This is a genomic window from Taibaiella helva (assembly GCF_003545695.1).
In the GTDB taxonomy this organism is placed as follows: Bacteria; Bacteroidota; Bacteroidia; order Chitinophagales; family Chitinophagaceae; genus Taibaiella; species Taibaiella helva.
In genome coordinates this window covers 116,037-133,196 of sequence record NZ_QUZZ01000007.1, presented here as the reverse complement: position 1 = coordinate 133,196, position 17,160 = coordinate 116,037, and the positions used below count along the sequence as shown (strand labels likewise).

Here is a 17,160-nt window from a genome sequence, read left to right as displayed (position 1 = left end):
ATGTGGGCTACAAATGTAGGTTCTGGCACCGACACCCTATTGTTTTTAACAAGCATCCGCATAGATTTAACGGAGTCGCCCCTCACCGGAAGTCCATAGCGGGCGAGGCCTTCTGTCCGCAAAGGTGCGCAAACATGATATTTAGTTTATGATTAACTTTACTGCTGTATGCGTTTCTTCATCTTCTTTCTCGCGCTGGCCTGCTGCCTGGCCTGGATCCTGCTGCTGAACCGGCCGCTGGGCTCGGTTCCTGCCCTGGGCAAGCTGCTTGATCCCGTAAAAGGTTTCTGGGCCAATGCCGAACCGGTGGCGCAAACCGCCCCACCCGCACTGCCCTGGAAAGCCTCGGGACCATTAAGCGTCAGCCTCGACGAAAGGCTGGTGCCGCATATCCGGGCGGCCAGCGATGAAGACCTGTACAAAGCCCAGGGCTTTCTGCATGCTTATTATCGCCTGTGGCAAATGGATATGCAGACCCGTGCCGCTGCCGGAAGGATCAGCGAAGTAGCAGGTGAGAAGGCATTTGATTTTGACCGCAGGCAACGCCGCAAAGGCATGGTGTGGGCGGCTGAGAACTCGCTGAAGACAATGGAAGCCGATCCCGTCACCAAAAAGATCCTCAATGCCTATACCGCAGGTGTGAACCTGTACATCAGCCGGCTGCGCTACCAGGATTATCCCATCGAGTACAAGCTGATGGGCTTTGCCCCCGAATCCTGGACCAACCTGAAATGTGCGTTGCTGCTGAAGTATATGGCCGACGACCTTACCGGCAACATCGACGATATTGCCATGAGCTACCTGCACGATGCGCTGCCTGCCGCTGAGCTCAACAATCTCTTTCCCGAAAAAATAAAGGACAGCAAAACTGTGATCCCTGCAGGCACCGCCTTTGCTCCGGCTTCGCTTGCCGTACCGGCTGTGCCCGCCGGCCAGCTCTTTAGCCGCTTCGATACGGCACGCACGAAAGGCGATACAGCGCGCAATGCGGCCGCCATCATCAAAAGCGCTTCCGGTATCGGCTCCAATAACTGGGCGCTGAGCGGGGCGCGTACCTCCGACAGCGCAGCGATACTCTGCAATGATCCGCATCTTGGGCTCAACCTGCCTTCCATATGGTACGAGGTCCAGCTGACGGCGCCCGGCATCAATTGCTACGGTGTATCCATTCCGGGCGCACCGGGCATTATCATCGGGTTCAACGACAGCATCAGCTGGGGTGTGACCAACAATTACCGTGATGTCAAGGATTATTACGAGATCAAAAGCACCGATCCGCGCCTGTATGTTTTCGATGGCAAAGAAATCCCTTTCAACGAGCGCCGCGAAGCCATCTATATCAAAGGAAAGGACAACCCTTTTATCGATACCGTACGCTTTACTGTTCACGGTCCGGTCATCTATGACGAACACTTTCCTGAGCCTTCGGGCAGCGGCAAGATGCTGGCGGTAACCTGGATGGCACACCGAGGAACCAACGAGCTGCTGTCGGTATACCTGTACAACCGGGCCCGCAACTATGAAGAATTTGTAGCCGGCATACAGCATTTCGAATGCCCGGCCCAGAATTTTATTTATACCGACAGGCGGGGCAATATCGCCCTCTGGGGACAGGGACGCTTTATCAACAAGTGGAAAGACCAGGGTAAATATGTAATGCGCGGAGACATATCGGCGACGCTCTGGGGCGACACCATACCCATGCGGGAAAATCCTCATGTGCTCAATCCGCCGCAGGGTTACCTGGCCAGCGCCAACCAGGCAGTAACCGACGACAGCTATCCCTACTGGTACAACGGCGATTTTGCAGAGTTCAGAAGCTGGGAGATTAATCACTTCCTGGACGACGACAGCCTGAAGCAGGATGCCGGCAGGATGATGGCATTGCAGAACAACAGCTGGAGCTATCTGTCCTATATGCTTTCGGGCCTGATGAAACCACCGACCAGCCTCAGGGATGCAGGCCCTTCGCCCGGTTATCACAACGAGCTGGGCGCCGAAAGTGTCGAAGCTACTTTCTTCCAGCTTTGGTATGCTTTCCTGTACAACAACATCTGGAAAGACGAGTTCCGTAGTTTTCCCGACAAGCTCTACCCTTCTTCGGAAAGGACGATGCAATTGCTGCTCTCCGATTCCGTTTCAAAATATTACGATGACATAACAACGCCGGAAAAGGAAGGTCTTAAAGAAATGCTGGCACTTAGCTATAAGCAAACGCTGGACAGCATCAAAAGTTTGGAGAACAGCGGAGGAGCTGCCTGGTACCGCGTGAAAAACACATCGGTCACCCATTTGGCGCGGCTGCCTGCGTTCAGCTTTGAGCAGCTGAAAACGGGAGGCTGGGGCAATACCATTAATGCGATGAAACATGACCACGGCCCCAGCTGGCGCATGATCGTCAAGATGAGGCCGGACGGGATAGAAGCCTACGGTGTTTACCCGGGAGGACAATCGGGCAACCCCGGGAGCAAGTATTATGCCAGCTTTCTCGACTATTGGGTAGCCGGCAAATATTACCCGATAACCTTTACATCCAGGTGATCTGTCGCTTCCTGATCCGGAAGAATTTGATCCTGTTCACCAGCCGTCGTAATTTGCCGGCAAATTGCTGATCCATTTCATGCGCGAAGGACAATTTATCAAACAGAATAAGGAACGCTGGGACAGCTACCAGCAGGAGACCGAAGACCCCGACGAGCTGGCGAAACGCTTCACCTACCTGGTCGACGACCTGGGCTATGCCAAGACGCATTATCCCTTCAGCAAAACGGTCAAATATATCAACAGCATTGCTGCCGGCATTTACCTTTCCATCTATAAGAACAAGAAAGAAAAAAGCAACCGGCTCTTCCTGTTCTTCGGCACCGAGCTACCCCTGATCCTGTATCGCAACCGGAAAGTGCTGCTCTTCGCCTTTCTCTTTTTTATGGCCTTCGTGGCTATGGGCGCCTTTTCTTCCTGGCAGGACCCGACCTTTATCCGCAGCATACTGGGCGATAGTTACGTGAATATGACGGAAGAGAACATCGCCAAAGGCGATCCCTTCGGCGTCTATAAATCCCAGAACGAGCTGATCATGTTCCTGACCATTGCCTGGAACAATATTAAAGTGGTGCTGATGAGCTTTACCCTGGGCATCTTCTGCTCCTTAGGCACGCTCTACGTGCTCTTCAGCAACGGCCTGATGCTGGGCTCCTTTGAGCAGATGTTCTTTGCGCACAATCTCGGCTTCCGGTCGATACTCGTCGTCTTTGTCCATGGTACGCTCGAGATCTCCGCGATCATTCTCGGGGGCGGCGCCGGCATGGTCATGGGCAATTCCATCCTGTTTCCCCGTACCTATTCCCGTATCGTATCGTTCAAGCGGGGCGCCAGGGACGGCATCAAGATCATGGTATCGCTGATTCCTATACTATGTGTTGCCGCCTTCTTTGAGGGCTATGTTACCCGACATACCGGTATGCCGGTTGCTTTAAGCCTGCTGATCCTTTTGGCTTCGCTGGCCTTTATCGTCTGGTACTATATCCTGTATCCCCGCAAAGTGTACCGGCGCGGCCTGTCCGGACCGGCAACAGAAAAGAAATAAACAAATCCTGTCGCGTTTATTACATTTGCAGCCTGTTGCCCCAGGGGCAAGATTGTTCACTAATTCACGATCATGACGGCAAACGTTAGCTATCCTTACCCGGTCCATCGCCAGAAAATATTACATGACGCTGTAGAAATTGCTTATGTGGATGAAGGTAAGGGAGATACGACTATTCTTTTCGTGCATGGGCTGGGCCATTCCCTGCTGGGATGGAGCCGGAATATCGAATACCTGAGCCAATACCATCGCTGTATTGCCATCGACCTGCCGGGCAACGGTCTTTCTTCTACAGGCGAATATCCTTACAGCATGCATTTTTTCGCAGAAGCGATCTGCGATTTCGTCCAAAAGAAAAAGCTGAAGAACCTTTACCTTGCCGGCCACTCTATGGGCGGACAAATATGCCTTACGTTTGCCCAACTGCATCCCGACATGCTGAAAGGGCTGATCCTGTGCGCACCGGCAGGCTTCGAGACCTTTAATGAATGGGAAAAGAGCCTGTACCGCAATACCATGTACTTTGTCGACCTGGTAAGCAATGAAGAGAACAGCCTGCGCAAAGCGATACAGAACAGCTTCTACATCATGCCCGATAATGCGCCGGCCTTCACGCAGCAGCTGGTAGACCTGATGAAGCTGCAGGACCGCTCGCACTACCGCTATATGATCGACCGCTGCATCAATGCCATGCTCGACGAGCCGGTATTCGATCAGCTGGGCGATATCGCGCTACCGGTGCTTATCCTTTTCGGAGAACGGGATAACCTGATCCCCAACCGGTTTATCCATCCCATCTCGACCAAAAAGCTGGCGGAGTCGACTGCCGTACATTTCCAGCAGGCGGAAGTGCACCTTATTTCACAATGCGGCCATTTCCTGCAATGGGAAAAAGCGCAGCAGGTCAATGGCTATATCCGCAGCTTTATGCAATAGACGGTTTCACCGTATGACATAAAACAGCTTCCTGTTCCACAACCGACTTTATTATCTTCGCAGCAGCGGGGCAACAATGCTTTGCCCTTCGGCTATTGCTATCTTCTCAATTCATTAAACGGTTTATGATAAAAAAGACATTACTGTATCTTTCCTTTCCACTGGTGGCTTTTACCGCCTGTAACGGCGGCGGCACCGGTAACAAAGACACGCAGCGCAATGCTGTCGCCGACGATCCGGTCAATGCCGGCTTTAAAAGCTACTGCAGCCAGTTTGAAGAAGCGTTGTGGGCGCAGGAACCCGAATGGGCTACGCAAATGGGCTATCACAAGTACGATGCGAAGCTCACTATTCCCGATGAGGCCACAAAAAAGGCCAGCCTGGCATTCTACACGGCACAGCTGGATCGCCTTAAAGCCTTTGACCCGGCCCGGCTTACGCCTTCGCACCAGACGGACTACCGGATGATCGAAAATTACCTGCTGTCACGGCAGTGGAGCCTTCAGACCCTGAAAGAGGGAGAATGGAATCCCTCTGCTTATAATGTTACCGGTCTTATCGCTTTTATGCTGTCGGAAAATTACGCGCCGCTGAAAAGCAGGCTCACCGATTGCTACAGCAGGATACAGCAGATACCCGCTTATTACGAAGCGGCAAAGCAACAGCTCAGGAATCCGGTTGCCGAGCTGAAGCAGCTGGGTATCGATCAGAACGAGGGCGGCCTCTATGTGCTGGAAAAAGACTTTATCGATTCCCTGGCAAAGGCTGACTTTACACCGCAGGAAAAGGACAACATGCGCCAGTCGGCGCTAAAGGCTGCCGCCGCTGTAAAAGCGTATACCGCTCACCTGAAAAGCTGGAAAAACTATACACCGCGTGATTTCCGCCTGGGCAAAGCCTTATACGAAGACAAGTTCAGATACGAGATCCAGTCTTCGCTTACCGCAGAACAGACTTATGCTGCAGCCGTGGCCCGCAAGCACTACCTGCATGGAGAGATGGCCCGTATCAGCCGTGAGCTCTGGCCAAAATATTTCGGCAGCACAACAGCCCCTGCCGATATCCTGGAGCTGATCGGCAAAATGATCGACACCCTTTCGGCCAATCATGTAAAGCCCGATGAATTCCAGGCCGCCATCGAAAAGCAGATCCCCCAGCTGATCCGCTTCATCCGGGAAAAGAACCTGCTGGATATCGACTCGACCAAACCGCTGGTGATCCGCAAAGAGCCCGCTTATATGGCCGGTGTCGCCGGCGCCTCCATCAGCGCGCCCGGGCCCTACGACAAGGGCGGCAATACTTATTACAACGTAGGAAGCCTGGCCGGATGGCCCGCCGCCAAAGCGGAAAGCTACCTGAGAGAATACAACCACTACATCCTCCAGATACTGAACATCCATGAGGCCATACCGGGGCACTATACCCAGCTGGTATATGCCAACCGCTCGCCCAGCATCATCAAATCGATCTTCGGCAACGGCGCTATGATAGAAGGATGGGCCGTGTATACAGAACAAATGATGCTCGAAAACGGCTATGGCAACAATGAGCCCGAAATGTGGCTGATGTGGTATAAATGGCATCTGCGCACCGTATGCAATACCATCCTGGACTATAGCGTGCATGCCGGGCAGATGAGCAAAGAAGAAGCCCTGCACCTGCTGACCAAAGAAGCCTTTCAGCAGCAGGCCGAAGCGGAAGGCAAATGGAAACGGGTAAGCGTGACCAATGTGCAGCTTACCAGCTATTACAGCGGCTACCAGGCGATCTACAATTTAAGGGAAGCGATGAAGCAGCGCCTGGGCAACAAATTTGACCTGCGCGCCTTCCACGAGCAATTCCTGAGCTATGGCAGCGCACCGGTGAAATACATCAGCGAGCTGATGCTGCAGCAATAGCATACCGCTTACTTATAAAAGACAAGGGACTGTCCGGCTTGCGGACAGTCCCTTGTCTTTTTGTCCCTGCCCTTGCCTGCTGATATGGTTAACGGGCATCTTCATCCCTGATCCATTTTATGATTAAAAAAATTATATCCTCAGGCTCATAAACAATATTCCATCGTTCCTCAAAAACCTATCCCAAAAGTGAGCTGCAGCAAGCATCTTTACGGGAAGCGCCATCAGGAAGCTTTGACATACCAAACATTGAATACTACCGGGAAGGAGGCCGGCCGGAACGCCATTACGAAAAGCATTGGCCATGCTATCGATGAATGCACGGAGCAGATTTCGCTCCATATCTCTTCATTTAAATCCTTTTTCTGATGCATCAACCTTTAAAAAAATTATTCTTAACCCTATCGCTACCCTTCCTCGCCGCTCCGGTGACCACACTCCGGGCACAATCACTCGTTTCACCCTCGGCACAGGAATTCATCTACAACGGCAACGATCCCTTCGAAACAGCCACCTCTACCACCAACTATTCCTTATCCAATATACCGACGGGGTTTGGCAATATAGACCTGTACCTGTCGGATGGCGGCAGTCCTGTCATAAGACAATTTATTTTCCAGTTCAGCCATCCCGGCGATCCTTCTGCCATTGTCTACAGGGGCTCATTCCGCTATATGGATGTTGTAGACATGCAGGTGGGCGCCGTATGGAATTCGTACACCGGCAACATGAATCTCCTGGTGGCTTATTCCCTGGGACATGACCATTACCTGGACATTTACGATCTCACCATGTCCACGACCGACCCCGTGGTCCTGAAGTCATCGATGCAGCTCTCCAACAACACGGCCGACTACGGGCGTATCCGTATGGATTGCCATAAGCAGTATGGTGTCGCCATTGTATGGGAACATAAAGGGATAGGACTGCAGACCATGACAGGGCACGGCGGCGCCTGGGGCCAGATCATCACCCTGGCCGGCACAGAATCGGCTACAGGACCTGATGTTGCGTTCAGCCACAGCAGCGGGGACCTGAATGTGCATTATGCCTATTACGATCAGAAACTCGGCGCTATTGTAGAATCGGTAGCAGACTGGAACACTTTAATGGCCGCACCGGCCGGTGTTGCCTTCCTGCCCGCTATTGAAGACATCAACACTATCGGCGGGCCACCCAGCTCAAGGATCATACTGGATTGTCCCGATCATCATACGCGGGAAAACTGGGCCTATACTTACAGCGACAACAGCAATGTATGGGTACGCCTGATCGACTACAATTCCACCGCAACCCCCACTACCGTGAGCGTTAACTCAGGTGTATTGGGCAATACACCTACGCTTTCCCAGCACCAGGTATTTTCACCTGCGCTGTACTATGGCGCCGGCACCGTCGACGGACGGAGCGGACAGATTATGGTAGGCTGGTATGCTACAGACCTGAGCGGCTTTAATGGCTATATCGCCCTGGAAATGACGGAGGACGGAACGACCTTATTGAGCAAGCCGGACTATCTTGCGCTTCCCGATGCGTACACGCCCCAGTTGTATCCTTATTACAGCTATCCTTACCAGCCCGATCTGCTGGCGATCAAACCGGGTATTGCCTTCAGCAGGAACAGCGAACATGCCAATTTCGTATACACCACCTATTATGATGCGGATGCCCAGACCCTGCAGGGACGGTTCCATCATGCCTTCCATAAATGGAACGACGCTGCCTTCAAAGGCCAGGCGCCGGTAGCGCTGCATCCGGAATGCGGCAACAGCCTTAAGGCTACCGCCAGCGAAGCCGGGGTCAATTCGTACCCCAATCCATTCCGCGATAGGATCACGACAAATCTTTTCCTTAAGGAAGACGGCCAGCTGCTGCAAAGCCTGTCAGACATCACCGGCCGCCAGCTATGGCAATACCAGGCAGCAGGTAAAAAGGGCAGCTGCCAGATCAGCACAGACAACCTCGCTCAGCTCGCGCCGGGAACGTATATACTGACGACTTCCCTGAATGGCCAAAGGATCGGCACCCAAAAAGTAACCAAACAATAATAATCTTTCCGAAGGCATTGTATAAAGGTCACATTGCTGCCGGAGGTACACAAAGAAAAGCCCCGGACCTGCACAGGTCCGGGGTTTCCTTTCTATATGTTTTCTCTCTCCGCTGATCCGCTCAGGATCTGCGGCTGTAGTTCGGGGCTTCTTTCGTGATCACGATATCGTGGGGATGGCTCTCGGCCATGCTCGCCGCTGTGATGCGGATAAACTGGGCATCGTCCTGCAGGGTCTTGATGTCTTTTGCACCGCAATAGCCCATACCGGCACGCAGACCGCCAACAAACTGCTGTACCACTTCCTTCAGGCTGCCTTTATAAGGTACGCGGCCTACAATGCCTTCAGGTACCAGCTTCTTGATATCGTCCTCGGCATCCTGGAAGTAACGGTCTTTCGAACCTTCCTGCATGGCATCGATAGAGCCCATACCCCGGTAAGATTTGAACTTACGCCCTTCGTAGATAATGGTATCGCCGGGGCTTTCTTCGGTACCGGCAAAGATCGAGCCGGCCATAATTGCGCTGGCGCCAGCTACCAGGGCCTTTACCAGGTCGCCGGTATAGCGGATGCCGCCGTCGGCAATTACAGGGATGCCTTTGGCCTTCAGCGCCTGGCTGGCTTCCATAATGGCGGTCAGCTGCGGTGCACCAGCGCCGGTCACTACACGTGTGGTACAGATGGAACCCGGTCCCACACCTACTTTCACGGCATCGGCGCCGGCGGCGGCCAATGCTTTTGCCCCGGCAGCCGTGGCCACGTTACCGGCAATGATGGGGAGGGTCTTAAAGTTTTTACGGACCAGCTTCACCGTGTCGATCACCCCTTTGGAATGTCCGTGGGCGCTGTCCATGGTGATTACGTCCACGCCCGACTGCACCAGGGCTTCAACGCGGGTCAGCACATCGGCGGTAATGCCTACAGCGGCGCCGGCAAGCAAACGGCCATAGCCGTCTTTACCCGCATTGGGATGACTTTTGTACTGGAGGATATCGCGGAAAGTGATCAAGCCGATCAGCTTGCCGGTGCGGTCGACCACGGGCAGCTTCTCTATCTTATGTTGCTGTAATATTTTTTCGGCTTTCACCAGGTCGGTACCCTGCGGCGCCGTAACCAGGTTTTCGGAGGTCATGACTTCCGACACTTTGCGCTTCAGGTTCTTTTCAAAGCGCAGATCGCGGTTGGTAAGGATACCGGCGATCTTATGCCCTGCAGCTACGATAGGAATACCGCCAATCTTGTTCTCCTTCATCAGCTTCAGCGCTTCCGCTACCGTGGCATCGGGCGCTAAGGTGATGGGGTCCAGGATCAGGCCGCTTTCCGAACGCTTTACGCGGCGCACCTGCTCCGCCTGTTGCTGGATCGTCATGTTCTTATGCAACATGCCGATACCGCCTTCTCGTGCCAGGGCGATCGCAAGCTCCATTTCCGTTACCGTGTCCATAGCGGCTGACAGCAGCGGAATGTTCAGTTTAATGTCCTTAGTCAGTTGGGTTGAAATGTTGACTTCGCGGGGAAGTACTTCGGAGTAAGCAGGGGCGAGAAGCACATCGTCAAAAGTGAGTCCTTCGCCATAGAACTTAGATTTTGCAGCCATGTGCAAAGGTATAGCAACAATTTCAAATTTTCAAAATGCTGAAAAATATTTTTTGGCCGGCTATCATTTTTCCTGATCGGCACTTATCATTTTTTTCAGCAAAGGCATACGGGCAGCGGCTTTCCGGGCACAGGCTATGCCTTCCGTTTGTACACCGTCTCGGTCGCTTTCGTTTCTGTTCCTCCGGGACTGATGTTATAGGCCGTAATCACAAGGGTATCTTCCCCTTCAAGTTCCAGGTCGGTACGCCAGCCCCATTCCTGGCGCTCTTCGGCAAATACCTGGTAAGCGCCGTATACCGAAAATTTACCGTCTTCGGTTTGCCGCTGCGCGTACATAATACCGGTACCCATATGAAAGCTGTCGACCCAGGCGGCCTGGAAGCTGCCCGTATTCAGGTCGTAGCCGTAGAGCACAATACCCTGCAGGGGCTTCCCGGCAAAGCTGCCTTCGTATTCATGCAGCAGGAAGCGGCCGCCCAGCACCGGCCGTATCGTGCCTTTCACCGGAGACTCGTCGGCTACCACACCGGGTTCAAACCAGGTGCGGGCAATACCTTCCCAGGCTCCGGCCATACGGTTCAGCTGATAGTGTATCCCCTCTTCAAGAGATGTATCGAATTTCACCGTCATACCATCGGTTTGTTACTCCCGAAAGGTAGGCAATTACAGGCAATCGGCCTGGTGCGGGGCGTAATAATTTATTTTGGACTGAGACGCGCAAAAGGTTGGCTATTCAGGTTTTTGAACTATTTTTACCCGATTTTTTTTCAGTAACCCAATGGCCCGATTACAATTACAACGACCCATAGCTTTCTTTGATCTGGAAACAACCGGCGTAGATGCTGCAAAAGACCGGATCGTGGAAATAGCGGTGGTCAAGCTTCTGCCCGACGGCGGCCGTATGTCGTGGATGAGAAGACTGAATCCCGAAATGCCCATTCCCCCGGATTCTTCTGCAATACACGGTATCTATGACGAGGACGTTAAGGATGCGCCAACCTTCAAAGAGATCGCGCACGAGCTGAAGCAATTCCTGCACCAATGTGATCTCGGCGGATACAACTCCAACAAATTCGACATACCGGCATTGGCGGAAGAGTTCCTGCGCGCAGGTCTTCCCGTCGATTTCAAGTCGCGCAAGCTGATCGATGTGCAGCAGATCTTCTTCAAAAAAGAAGCCCGTACCCTCAGCGCCGCTTACGCCTTCTACTGCAACCGGGAGCTTGAAAACGCCCACAACGCCGAAGCGGATGTGCTGGCCACGATAGATGTGCTGGAAGCCCAGCTGGACAAGTATTCCGACCTGGTCAATGATGTGAACGAGCTGCACAACTTCACCGGCGGAGACGATTTTGTCGATTATGCACGCAGGATGATATTGAAGAACGGCGTACCGGTTTTCAATTTCGGCAAACATAAAGGCATTCCCGTTGAGGAAGTATTCCGTAAGGAGCCGCAGTATTACGATTGGATGATGCAGGCCGACTTTGCCCTGCACACCAAGCAAATGATCTCGGAGATACTGAACAACATGCTCCTTAAAAAAATGAAATAGTACCGTGCCACCCTGCAGTAATCATAACTATTTAACCCCGGACGTTTGGACAAGCTAGTCATCATACCCACTTATAATGAAAAGGAAAACATTGAAAACATCCTGCGTAAGGTGTTTTCCCTGGAAGGTCGTTTTCATGTGCTGGTAGTTGACGATGGCTCGCCCGATGGCACAGCGGGTATTGTCAAGCATCTGCAGCAGGAATTCAGCGAGCAATTGCATATTGCTGAACGCAGCGGCAAGCAGGGCCTGGGCACTGCTTATATTTTCGGCTTCAAATGGGCCTTGCAAAAAGGCTACCGTTATATCTTCGAAATGGATGCCGACTTTTCGCATAACCCTGACGATCTGCTGCGCCTGTACGAAGCCTGCCGCACCAGGGCCGATGTGGCTGTCGGCTCGCGCTATGTTTCCGGCGGTAAGATCCGGAACTGGCCTTTCGACCGGATATTTATCTCCTTCGGCGCTTCCGTATACGTTCGCCTGATCACCTGGATGCCGGTGAAGGACTGTACCGCAGGCTTTGTCTGCTATAAGCGTGAAGTGCTCGAAAAGATTCCCCTGGACAAGGTCCGCTTCATCGGCTATGCCTTCCAGATCGAAATGAAATACCGTGCCTGGAAGCTCGGCTTCAGGATCAAAGAGGTGCCCATCACCTTTGTAGACCGTAAGGAGGGCGTATCGAAAATGTCGAAGGGGATCGTCAAAGAAGCGATCTTCGGCGTATGGAAAATGCGTCGCTTCATCAAAGGCCACGATGTCCTGTAGCGCCTTATATAAAATGGTAATGTGGTCAAAAGATAAGATTCAGGTTAGTTGTTTTATACTTCGGGAGATCTTTGTCACTGCTTCCTCTATCTGTGAAAAGGTATGAATAGCCATAATAGATAGCCGGATAAGGGATTCATCTGAAGGCACTGCAGGCGAAACAACAGGATTTACAAAAACACCTTGATCCAAAAGGATCTTCGTAAGCAGGAAGGTTTTTGCGTTATCCCTGATATATATGGGCAATATGGGGCTTACCGTATTGCCGATGTCGAGGCCGGCTTCCAATAAAAGCTTCCTGGCGTATGCTGTGTTCTGCCATAACCGCTCCATGTGTCCGGGCTCATTCTCCATAAGGTCCAGCGCTGCAAGCGTACTGGCTACAGCGGCCGGTGTCATGCTGGCGCTAAATAAAAGCGAACGCGCATGATGCTTCAGGTAATCTATAACTGCAGCATCTCCGGCTACAAAACCACCTAAAGAAGCAAACGATTTGCTAAAGGTCCCCATGATCAGATCTACCTTTTCGGTCAGGCCAAAATGTGCAGCTGTTCCGGCGCCCTTTTTACCAAAAACACCCAGGCTGTGCGCGTCGTCTATAAAAATATTGGCGCCATATTTATCTGCCAGAGCAACGATCTCCGGAAGCTTCGCCATATCGCCCTCCATAGAGAAGACACCGTCTACAGCAATTAGCTTTATGGCTTCGTCAGGCAGCTTCTTTAATTTCTTTTCCAGATCAGTCATATCATTATGACCAAACTTCAGCACATTTGCGAACGAAAGCCTTCCGCCGTCAATGATAGACGCATGGTTGGACTCATCAAGCAAAAGATAATCTTTTCTCCCTACAATAGAGGACAGCACGCCCAGATTTACCTGAAACCCGGTGCTGAACAAAAGAGCCGCTTGCTTGCCGGTAAACCTGGCCAACCGCTCTTCCAGCATTACATGAATATCCAGCGTACCATTCAGGAAACGGGAGCCGGCACATCCGGTGCCATATTTACGAATAGCGTTTACCGCTGCTTCTTTAACTTTGGGATGGTTGGTTAGCCCGAGGTAAGAATTGGACCCAAACATTAAGATGCGTTTCCCGTCGATCACTACTTCCGTATCCTGCTCCGATGAAATAACCCGGAAATAGGGATACAGGCCCAGCTTCCTCACTTGATCCGCATCGGTAAACCGTGCTACCTTTTCTTCTAATGCTTTTTGCATGCAATGTTTTTATCTGGCTATCCTGATATAGGAAACATTGATCGGGCTTGCTCGCTGAGCCTGCCGGAGCAATCCCGCAGCTGTCCCTTCGCCAAGCTCAGGGAACAGCGGTGCATTGTTTTCCATAAACCGGGATAGTCGCTTTTTTTTGATATTCACTCTTCTTAGGCTTCGCCTCCGGATCCCATAAGTTCTTCCAACGTAACATCCAGGATCCCGGCAATCTTTTCCTGCCTTTCTTTGCTGATATTGATCATCCCGTTCTCCATCTTGCTGTAGTTAGCAAGGCTTGTACCCAGCGCCAACGCGATATATTTCTGGGTATAATTACGGTGAAGGCGGATCCGCTTAATGTTTTGAGCTAGGGACATTGCATTTTTTTTAATAGTGATCCTGGTCATTCCCGATCCGGCATCTTAATCAACGGGGCGCGAGGCGTTCCTTGTAAAATACCGAAGACAACAAATGGCCATTGTCTTTTTGAAGAGGCGCCACTTTAAACAACCAGCCTTCCTGTTCCGGTTCCTTCACGATCAAATCCCACAAACCTTTTTCAACAATAGGATTCACTTCTAGTAACATGCCCGCAACAGGCGCAAACACAGGAATTGTATATTCCCGATAATGAAGGTTAAGCAATATCGCTCCCTCTTCTATTGCGTCGCCGGGCTTATAACCAAACAGCGCAATATTGTCTATCCCGGGAATCCCGGTCAGCTTGAATCTGCCGATACCAGTAAAAGCTGCAGTTCCGGTAAACAATATCCAATCGTGCTCTTTTGTATAAAATAGCTGGTTTGAAATTATCGTCATATTTATATAAATGCTGTTACTTTTATTGAACGTCATAAGGCAGACTGTAACGTTATCTCAGCTTAGTTCCCTCATAGTCCTGCAGTATTTCACGGGTCCTTTTAATTGCCTGCTCAAATGTGTCTGTAATATTGGCTTTACCTATTTTAAATTGTATCCTCGACTTTTTCAGCTCTTCTCTGACCTGACCGCTGATTACCTCTGACAATATAAGCTTGGTGCCTTTTTTACGGGCATCTTCGCTCACGCCTTTCAGCACCCTTATGCCCGTTGCATCGATTATCGGCACATTTCCCATGCGCAGGATCAATACCATTGCAGGTTTTGTGATGATGCCCATCGCATCCTGGAATTTGTAGGCTGCCCCGAAGAACAGGGGGCCGTTGATCTCAAAAACATTGACCGCTTCCGGAAGGGAATACCTTCCCGTTACATCACTTTTTTCATTTTCCCTGTCGTAGCTTACTTCGCGAACAGAACTTATTTTCATGATATTACGCATAAACAGGAAAGCTGCCAGCACCATACCGATTTCGATAGCCACGGTCAAATCTACCAGCACGGTCAATAAAAAGGTGATCAGCAAAATAGCAGCATCACTTCCGGAGCCTTTCAGGACAGAAGCGAAACTCCCCATTTCGCTCATATTGTAGGCTACCATGACCAGGATCCCGGCAAGGGTAGCCATAGGAATGAGCGCTGCCCAGCGACCTACAAAAAACATAATGATCAATAGGGTAAGCGCGTGGGTAATACCGGCAATGGGTGTTCTGCCGCCGTTTTTAATATTGGTAGCAGTACGGGCAATGGCCCCGGTTGCGGGTATGCCGCCAAATACGGAAGAAAATATATTAGCCGCGCCCTGGGCAATCAGCTCAGTATTGGAGCGGTGCTTCCCGCCGGTCATACCGTCTGCAACAACGGCGGAGAGAAGCGATTCTATACCTCCCAGCAGCGCGATGGTAAAAGCTGGTCCGATAAGCTGCCGGATTACTTCCCAATTCAGGTTGGGCAGAGATGGCCGTGGCAGCGAAGAGGGTATTGCTCCGAAGCGGCTGCCAATGGTTTCCACAGGCAGCCGGAACAGTTGTACCACAATTGTAGTACCGATTATTGCGATCAGCGAGCCCGGCACCCTCTGCGTTATCCGGGGCCAGAACGCTACAATGAGCAAAGTGGTAAGCGCAATTATCGTAGCGGGAATATTGATAAAGGAAAGATGCTGAAAATAGGCCGACCATTTATGTATAAAATCTGCAGGTACGGCGCCCATTTCCAGGCCAAAAAAATCTTTCATCTGGGAAGAAAAAATGAGGACTGCGATCCCGGTAGTAAATCCTACGATCAGGGGATAGGGTACGAACTTAATAACGCTTCCCAACCTGGCGATGCCCATACCGATAAGGAGTATTCCTGCCATAAACGTGGCAATGATCAGCGCACTGACCCCGAACTGCTGAACAATGCCATATACGATTACAATAAAAGCCCCGGTAGGCCCTCCAATCTGTACGCGGCTCCCGCCTAATGCCGAGATAACAAACCCGGCAATGATCGCGGTAAATATTCCTTTTTCGGGAGAAACACCCGATGCAATCGCGAAGGCTATAGCCAAAGGAAGGGCGACGATACCGACAATGATCCCGGCTACCAGGTCATTGAGCAAAAGGTCCTTGTTGTACCCCTTAAGGGTGTCCAGGATCTTGGGGCGGAACATGATTTTTATAGCTTTCATGATCGTCTTTTTATCCAGAAATTCAGGTTTCCTCCTTCCAGGGTATCCACAAGGTCATAGTTGAGCGGCACTTCCTCGTACAGGGAATGATAGGTGGCTATCCTTGTCCCTATGGGCATGGAGCGAAGCCCGTTGTGCAGGTGACGGACATAATAGCGATAGCGCTCTGCGGAATATTCGATATCATGGTCTATCCGGCCTTCTTCCTCGAGGTTTTCATAGAAGGAATTGAAGAAGTAAAAGTGGTCAAACCGGCTAAGGTCCAGCTGTGTAAAGTTTCCCTGTAAAAAGGAAACATTGGTTATCCCGATTTTCTTTTGGGCCCGCCTGGCTTCTTCCAGTATATATCCCCGTTGCTCAATACCGTAGAAGTAATGCTGTGGCGCAAAACAGGCAGCTGCCAGGCAGAATTTGCCGGCGCCGCTCCCGATATCCAGTATCCTGGAAGGAGGTCCCGAGGTCAGAAAATCTGTAGTCAGCCTCGCCACCCGAAGTGGTGTCCAGTGCTGCGCAGACCATGCTTGTATCAAAGGGGGATAAATACTATCGAAGGCAAAGTCTGTTGCCAGAAACGCCTTTCCCCGGTTAACCCCGCTATCCATGTATCGTTCCCTGACCTTTTTTTCTTAACGCTGTATATTGGTGTAGCTGCAGCAATCCTTCTCTTTTATAAGGCGCATTAGGACTGATCTTGACAATCCAGGTGCTTTCGGGAGCACCGTTTAAGATCAGGGATGGGTTATCGAGCAGCTTTTTGTTGACGTCGATAATTTTGCCATCGACCGGCATATAAACCTCGACAGCGCTGCGGTTGTGATAAAATGTAGCGATGACCGCTCCCCTTTCCAGATTGGATAAGACGTCGCAGAATGTCGCCCCCTGGATACCATTTGTCCCGGATAGCTTAATTTTGCATATACCGACAAAGGCATTATGGCCGTTGTACTCGATCCATTCGTTCTCGGCTGTATAATACATGACAATTGGATAACTTAATGATA

15 protein-coding genes are annotated in these 17,160 nt (G+C 51.4%); 7 read left to right on the top strand and 8 right to left on the bottom strand.

The window, feature by feature from the left end; genetic code table 11:
- Window positions 1-168: 168 nt before the first annotated feature.
- The 5 genes from DZC79_RS12525 (at window position 169) to DZC79_RS12505 (ending at window position 8,468) form a co-directional block, all read left to right on the top strand.
- Complete coding sequence (locus DZC79_RS12525; protein WP_118951934.1) at window positions 169-2,541, top strand: penicillin acylase family protein; 2,373 nt, start codon at window positions 169-171, stop codon at window positions 2,539-2,541.
- A 79-nt stretch (window positions 2,542-2,620) separates the two neighbouring features.
- A complete protein-coding gene (locus tag DZC79_RS12520; protein WP_118951933.1) occupies window positions 2,621-3,586 on the top strand; it encodes a stage II sporulation protein M in 966 nt (321 codons plus the stop codon).
- A 72-nt stretch (window positions 3,587-3,658) separates the two neighbouring features.
- Window positions 3,659-4,522: an alpha/beta fold hydrolase gene (locus DZC79_RS12515; RefSeq protein ID WP_118951932.1), complete on the top strand. Its 864-nt coding sequence runs from the start codon at window positions 3,659-3,661 to the stop codon at window positions 4,520-4,522.
- Between the two features lie 125 nt (window positions 4,523-4,647).
- Window positions 4,648-6,420: a DUF885 domain-containing protein gene (locus DZC79_RS12510; RefSeq protein WP_118951931.1), complete on the top strand. Its 1,773-nt coding sequence runs from the start codon at window positions 4,648-4,650 to the stop codon at window positions 6,418-6,420.
- A gap of 368 nt (window positions 6,421-6,788) precedes the next feature.
- On the top strand, window positions 6,789-8,468 hold the full coding sequence (locus DZC79_RS12505) for a T9SS type A sorting domain-containing protein (protein WP_118951930.1): 1,680 nt from the start codon (window positions 6,789-6,791) through the stop codon (window positions 8,466-8,468).
- Window positions 8,469-8,589: 121 nt separating this feature from the next.
- Here DZC79_RS12505 and guaB read toward each other — a convergent pair whose 3' ends face one another.
- Both guaB and DZC79_RS12495 read right to left on the bottom strand, forming a co-directional pair.
- Entirely contained in the window at window positions 8,590-10,065 is a 1,476-nt protein-coding gene (gene guaB / locus DZC79_RS12500) for an IMP dehydrogenase (RefSeq protein WP_118951929.1), read from the bottom strand.
- A gap of 134 nt (window positions 10,066-10,199) precedes the next feature.
- A complete protein-coding gene (locus tag DZC79_RS12495) occupies window positions 10,200-10,697 on the bottom strand; it encodes a DUF1579 domain-containing protein (protein ID WP_118951928.1) in 498 nt (165 codons plus the stop codon).
- A 148-nt stretch (window positions 10,698-10,845) separates the two neighbouring features.
- Between DZC79_RS12495 and DZC79_RS12490 the strand changes: the two genes are divergently transcribed.
- A complete protein-coding gene (locus DZC79_RS12490) occupies window positions 10,846-11,622 on the top strand; it encodes a 3'-5' exonuclease (RefSeq protein ID WP_118951927.1) in 777 nt (258 codons plus the stop codon).
- A 45-nt stretch (window positions 11,623-11,667) separates the two neighbouring features.
- Window positions 11,668-12,390 carry a polyprenol monophosphomannose synthase gene (locus DZC79_RS12485; RefSeq protein ID WP_118951926.1) on the top strand — a complete coding sequence of 241 codons (723 nt, stop codon included), beginning with the start codon at window positions 11,668-11,670 and terminating at the stop codon, window positions 12,388-12,390.
- A 39-nt stretch (window positions 12,391-12,429) separates the two neighbouring features.
- Here DZC79_RS12485 and spt read toward each other — a convergent pair whose 3' ends face one another.
- The 6 genes from spt to DZC79_RS12455 all read right to left on the bottom strand — a co-directional run bounded on the left by spt (window position 12,430) and on the right by DZC79_RS12455 (window position 17,137).
- Window positions 12,430-13,611, bottom strand: coding sequence for a serine palmitoyltransferase (gene spt, locus DZC79_RS12480; protein ID WP_118951925.1), 1,182 nt, complete (start codon window positions 13,609-13,611; stop codon window positions 12,430-12,432).
- 164 nt (window positions 13,612-13,775) lie between these two features.
- Window positions 13,776-13,982 carry a helix-turn-helix domain-containing protein gene (locus DZC79_RS12475; protein WP_157977105.1) on the bottom strand — a complete coding sequence of 69 codons (207 nt, stop codon included), beginning with the start codon at window positions 13,980-13,982 and terminating at the stop codon, window positions 13,776-13,778.
- 49 nt (window positions 13,983-14,031) lie between these two features.
- Window positions 14,032-14,460: a glycine cleavage system protein H gene (locus DZC79_RS12470; RefSeq protein WP_118951923.1), complete on the bottom strand. Its 429-nt coding sequence runs from the start codon at window positions 14,458-14,460 to the stop codon at window positions 14,032-14,034.
- A 16-nt stretch (window positions 14,461-14,476) separates the two neighbouring features.
- Entirely contained in the window at window positions 14,477-16,159 is a 1,683-nt protein-coding gene (locus DZC79_RS12465; RefSeq protein WP_232831825.1) for a SulP family inorganic anion transporter, read from the bottom strand.
- Window positions 16,156-16,689, bottom strand: a complete 534-nt coding sequence (locus DZC79_RS12460) for a class I SAM-dependent methyltransferase (protein WP_157977104.1) — start codon at window positions 16,687-16,689, stop codon at window positions 16,156-16,158. The genes DZC79_RS12465 and DZC79_RS12460 overlap by 4 nt, the downstream gene beginning before the upstream one ends.
- 64 nt (window positions 16,690-16,753) lie before the next feature.
- Window positions 16,754-17,137, bottom strand: coding sequence for a glycine cleavage system protein H (locus tag DZC79_RS12455; protein ID WP_118951921.1), 384 nt, complete (start codon window positions 17,135-17,137; stop codon window positions 16,754-16,756).
- Window positions 17,138-17,160: the final 23 nt, after the last annotated feature.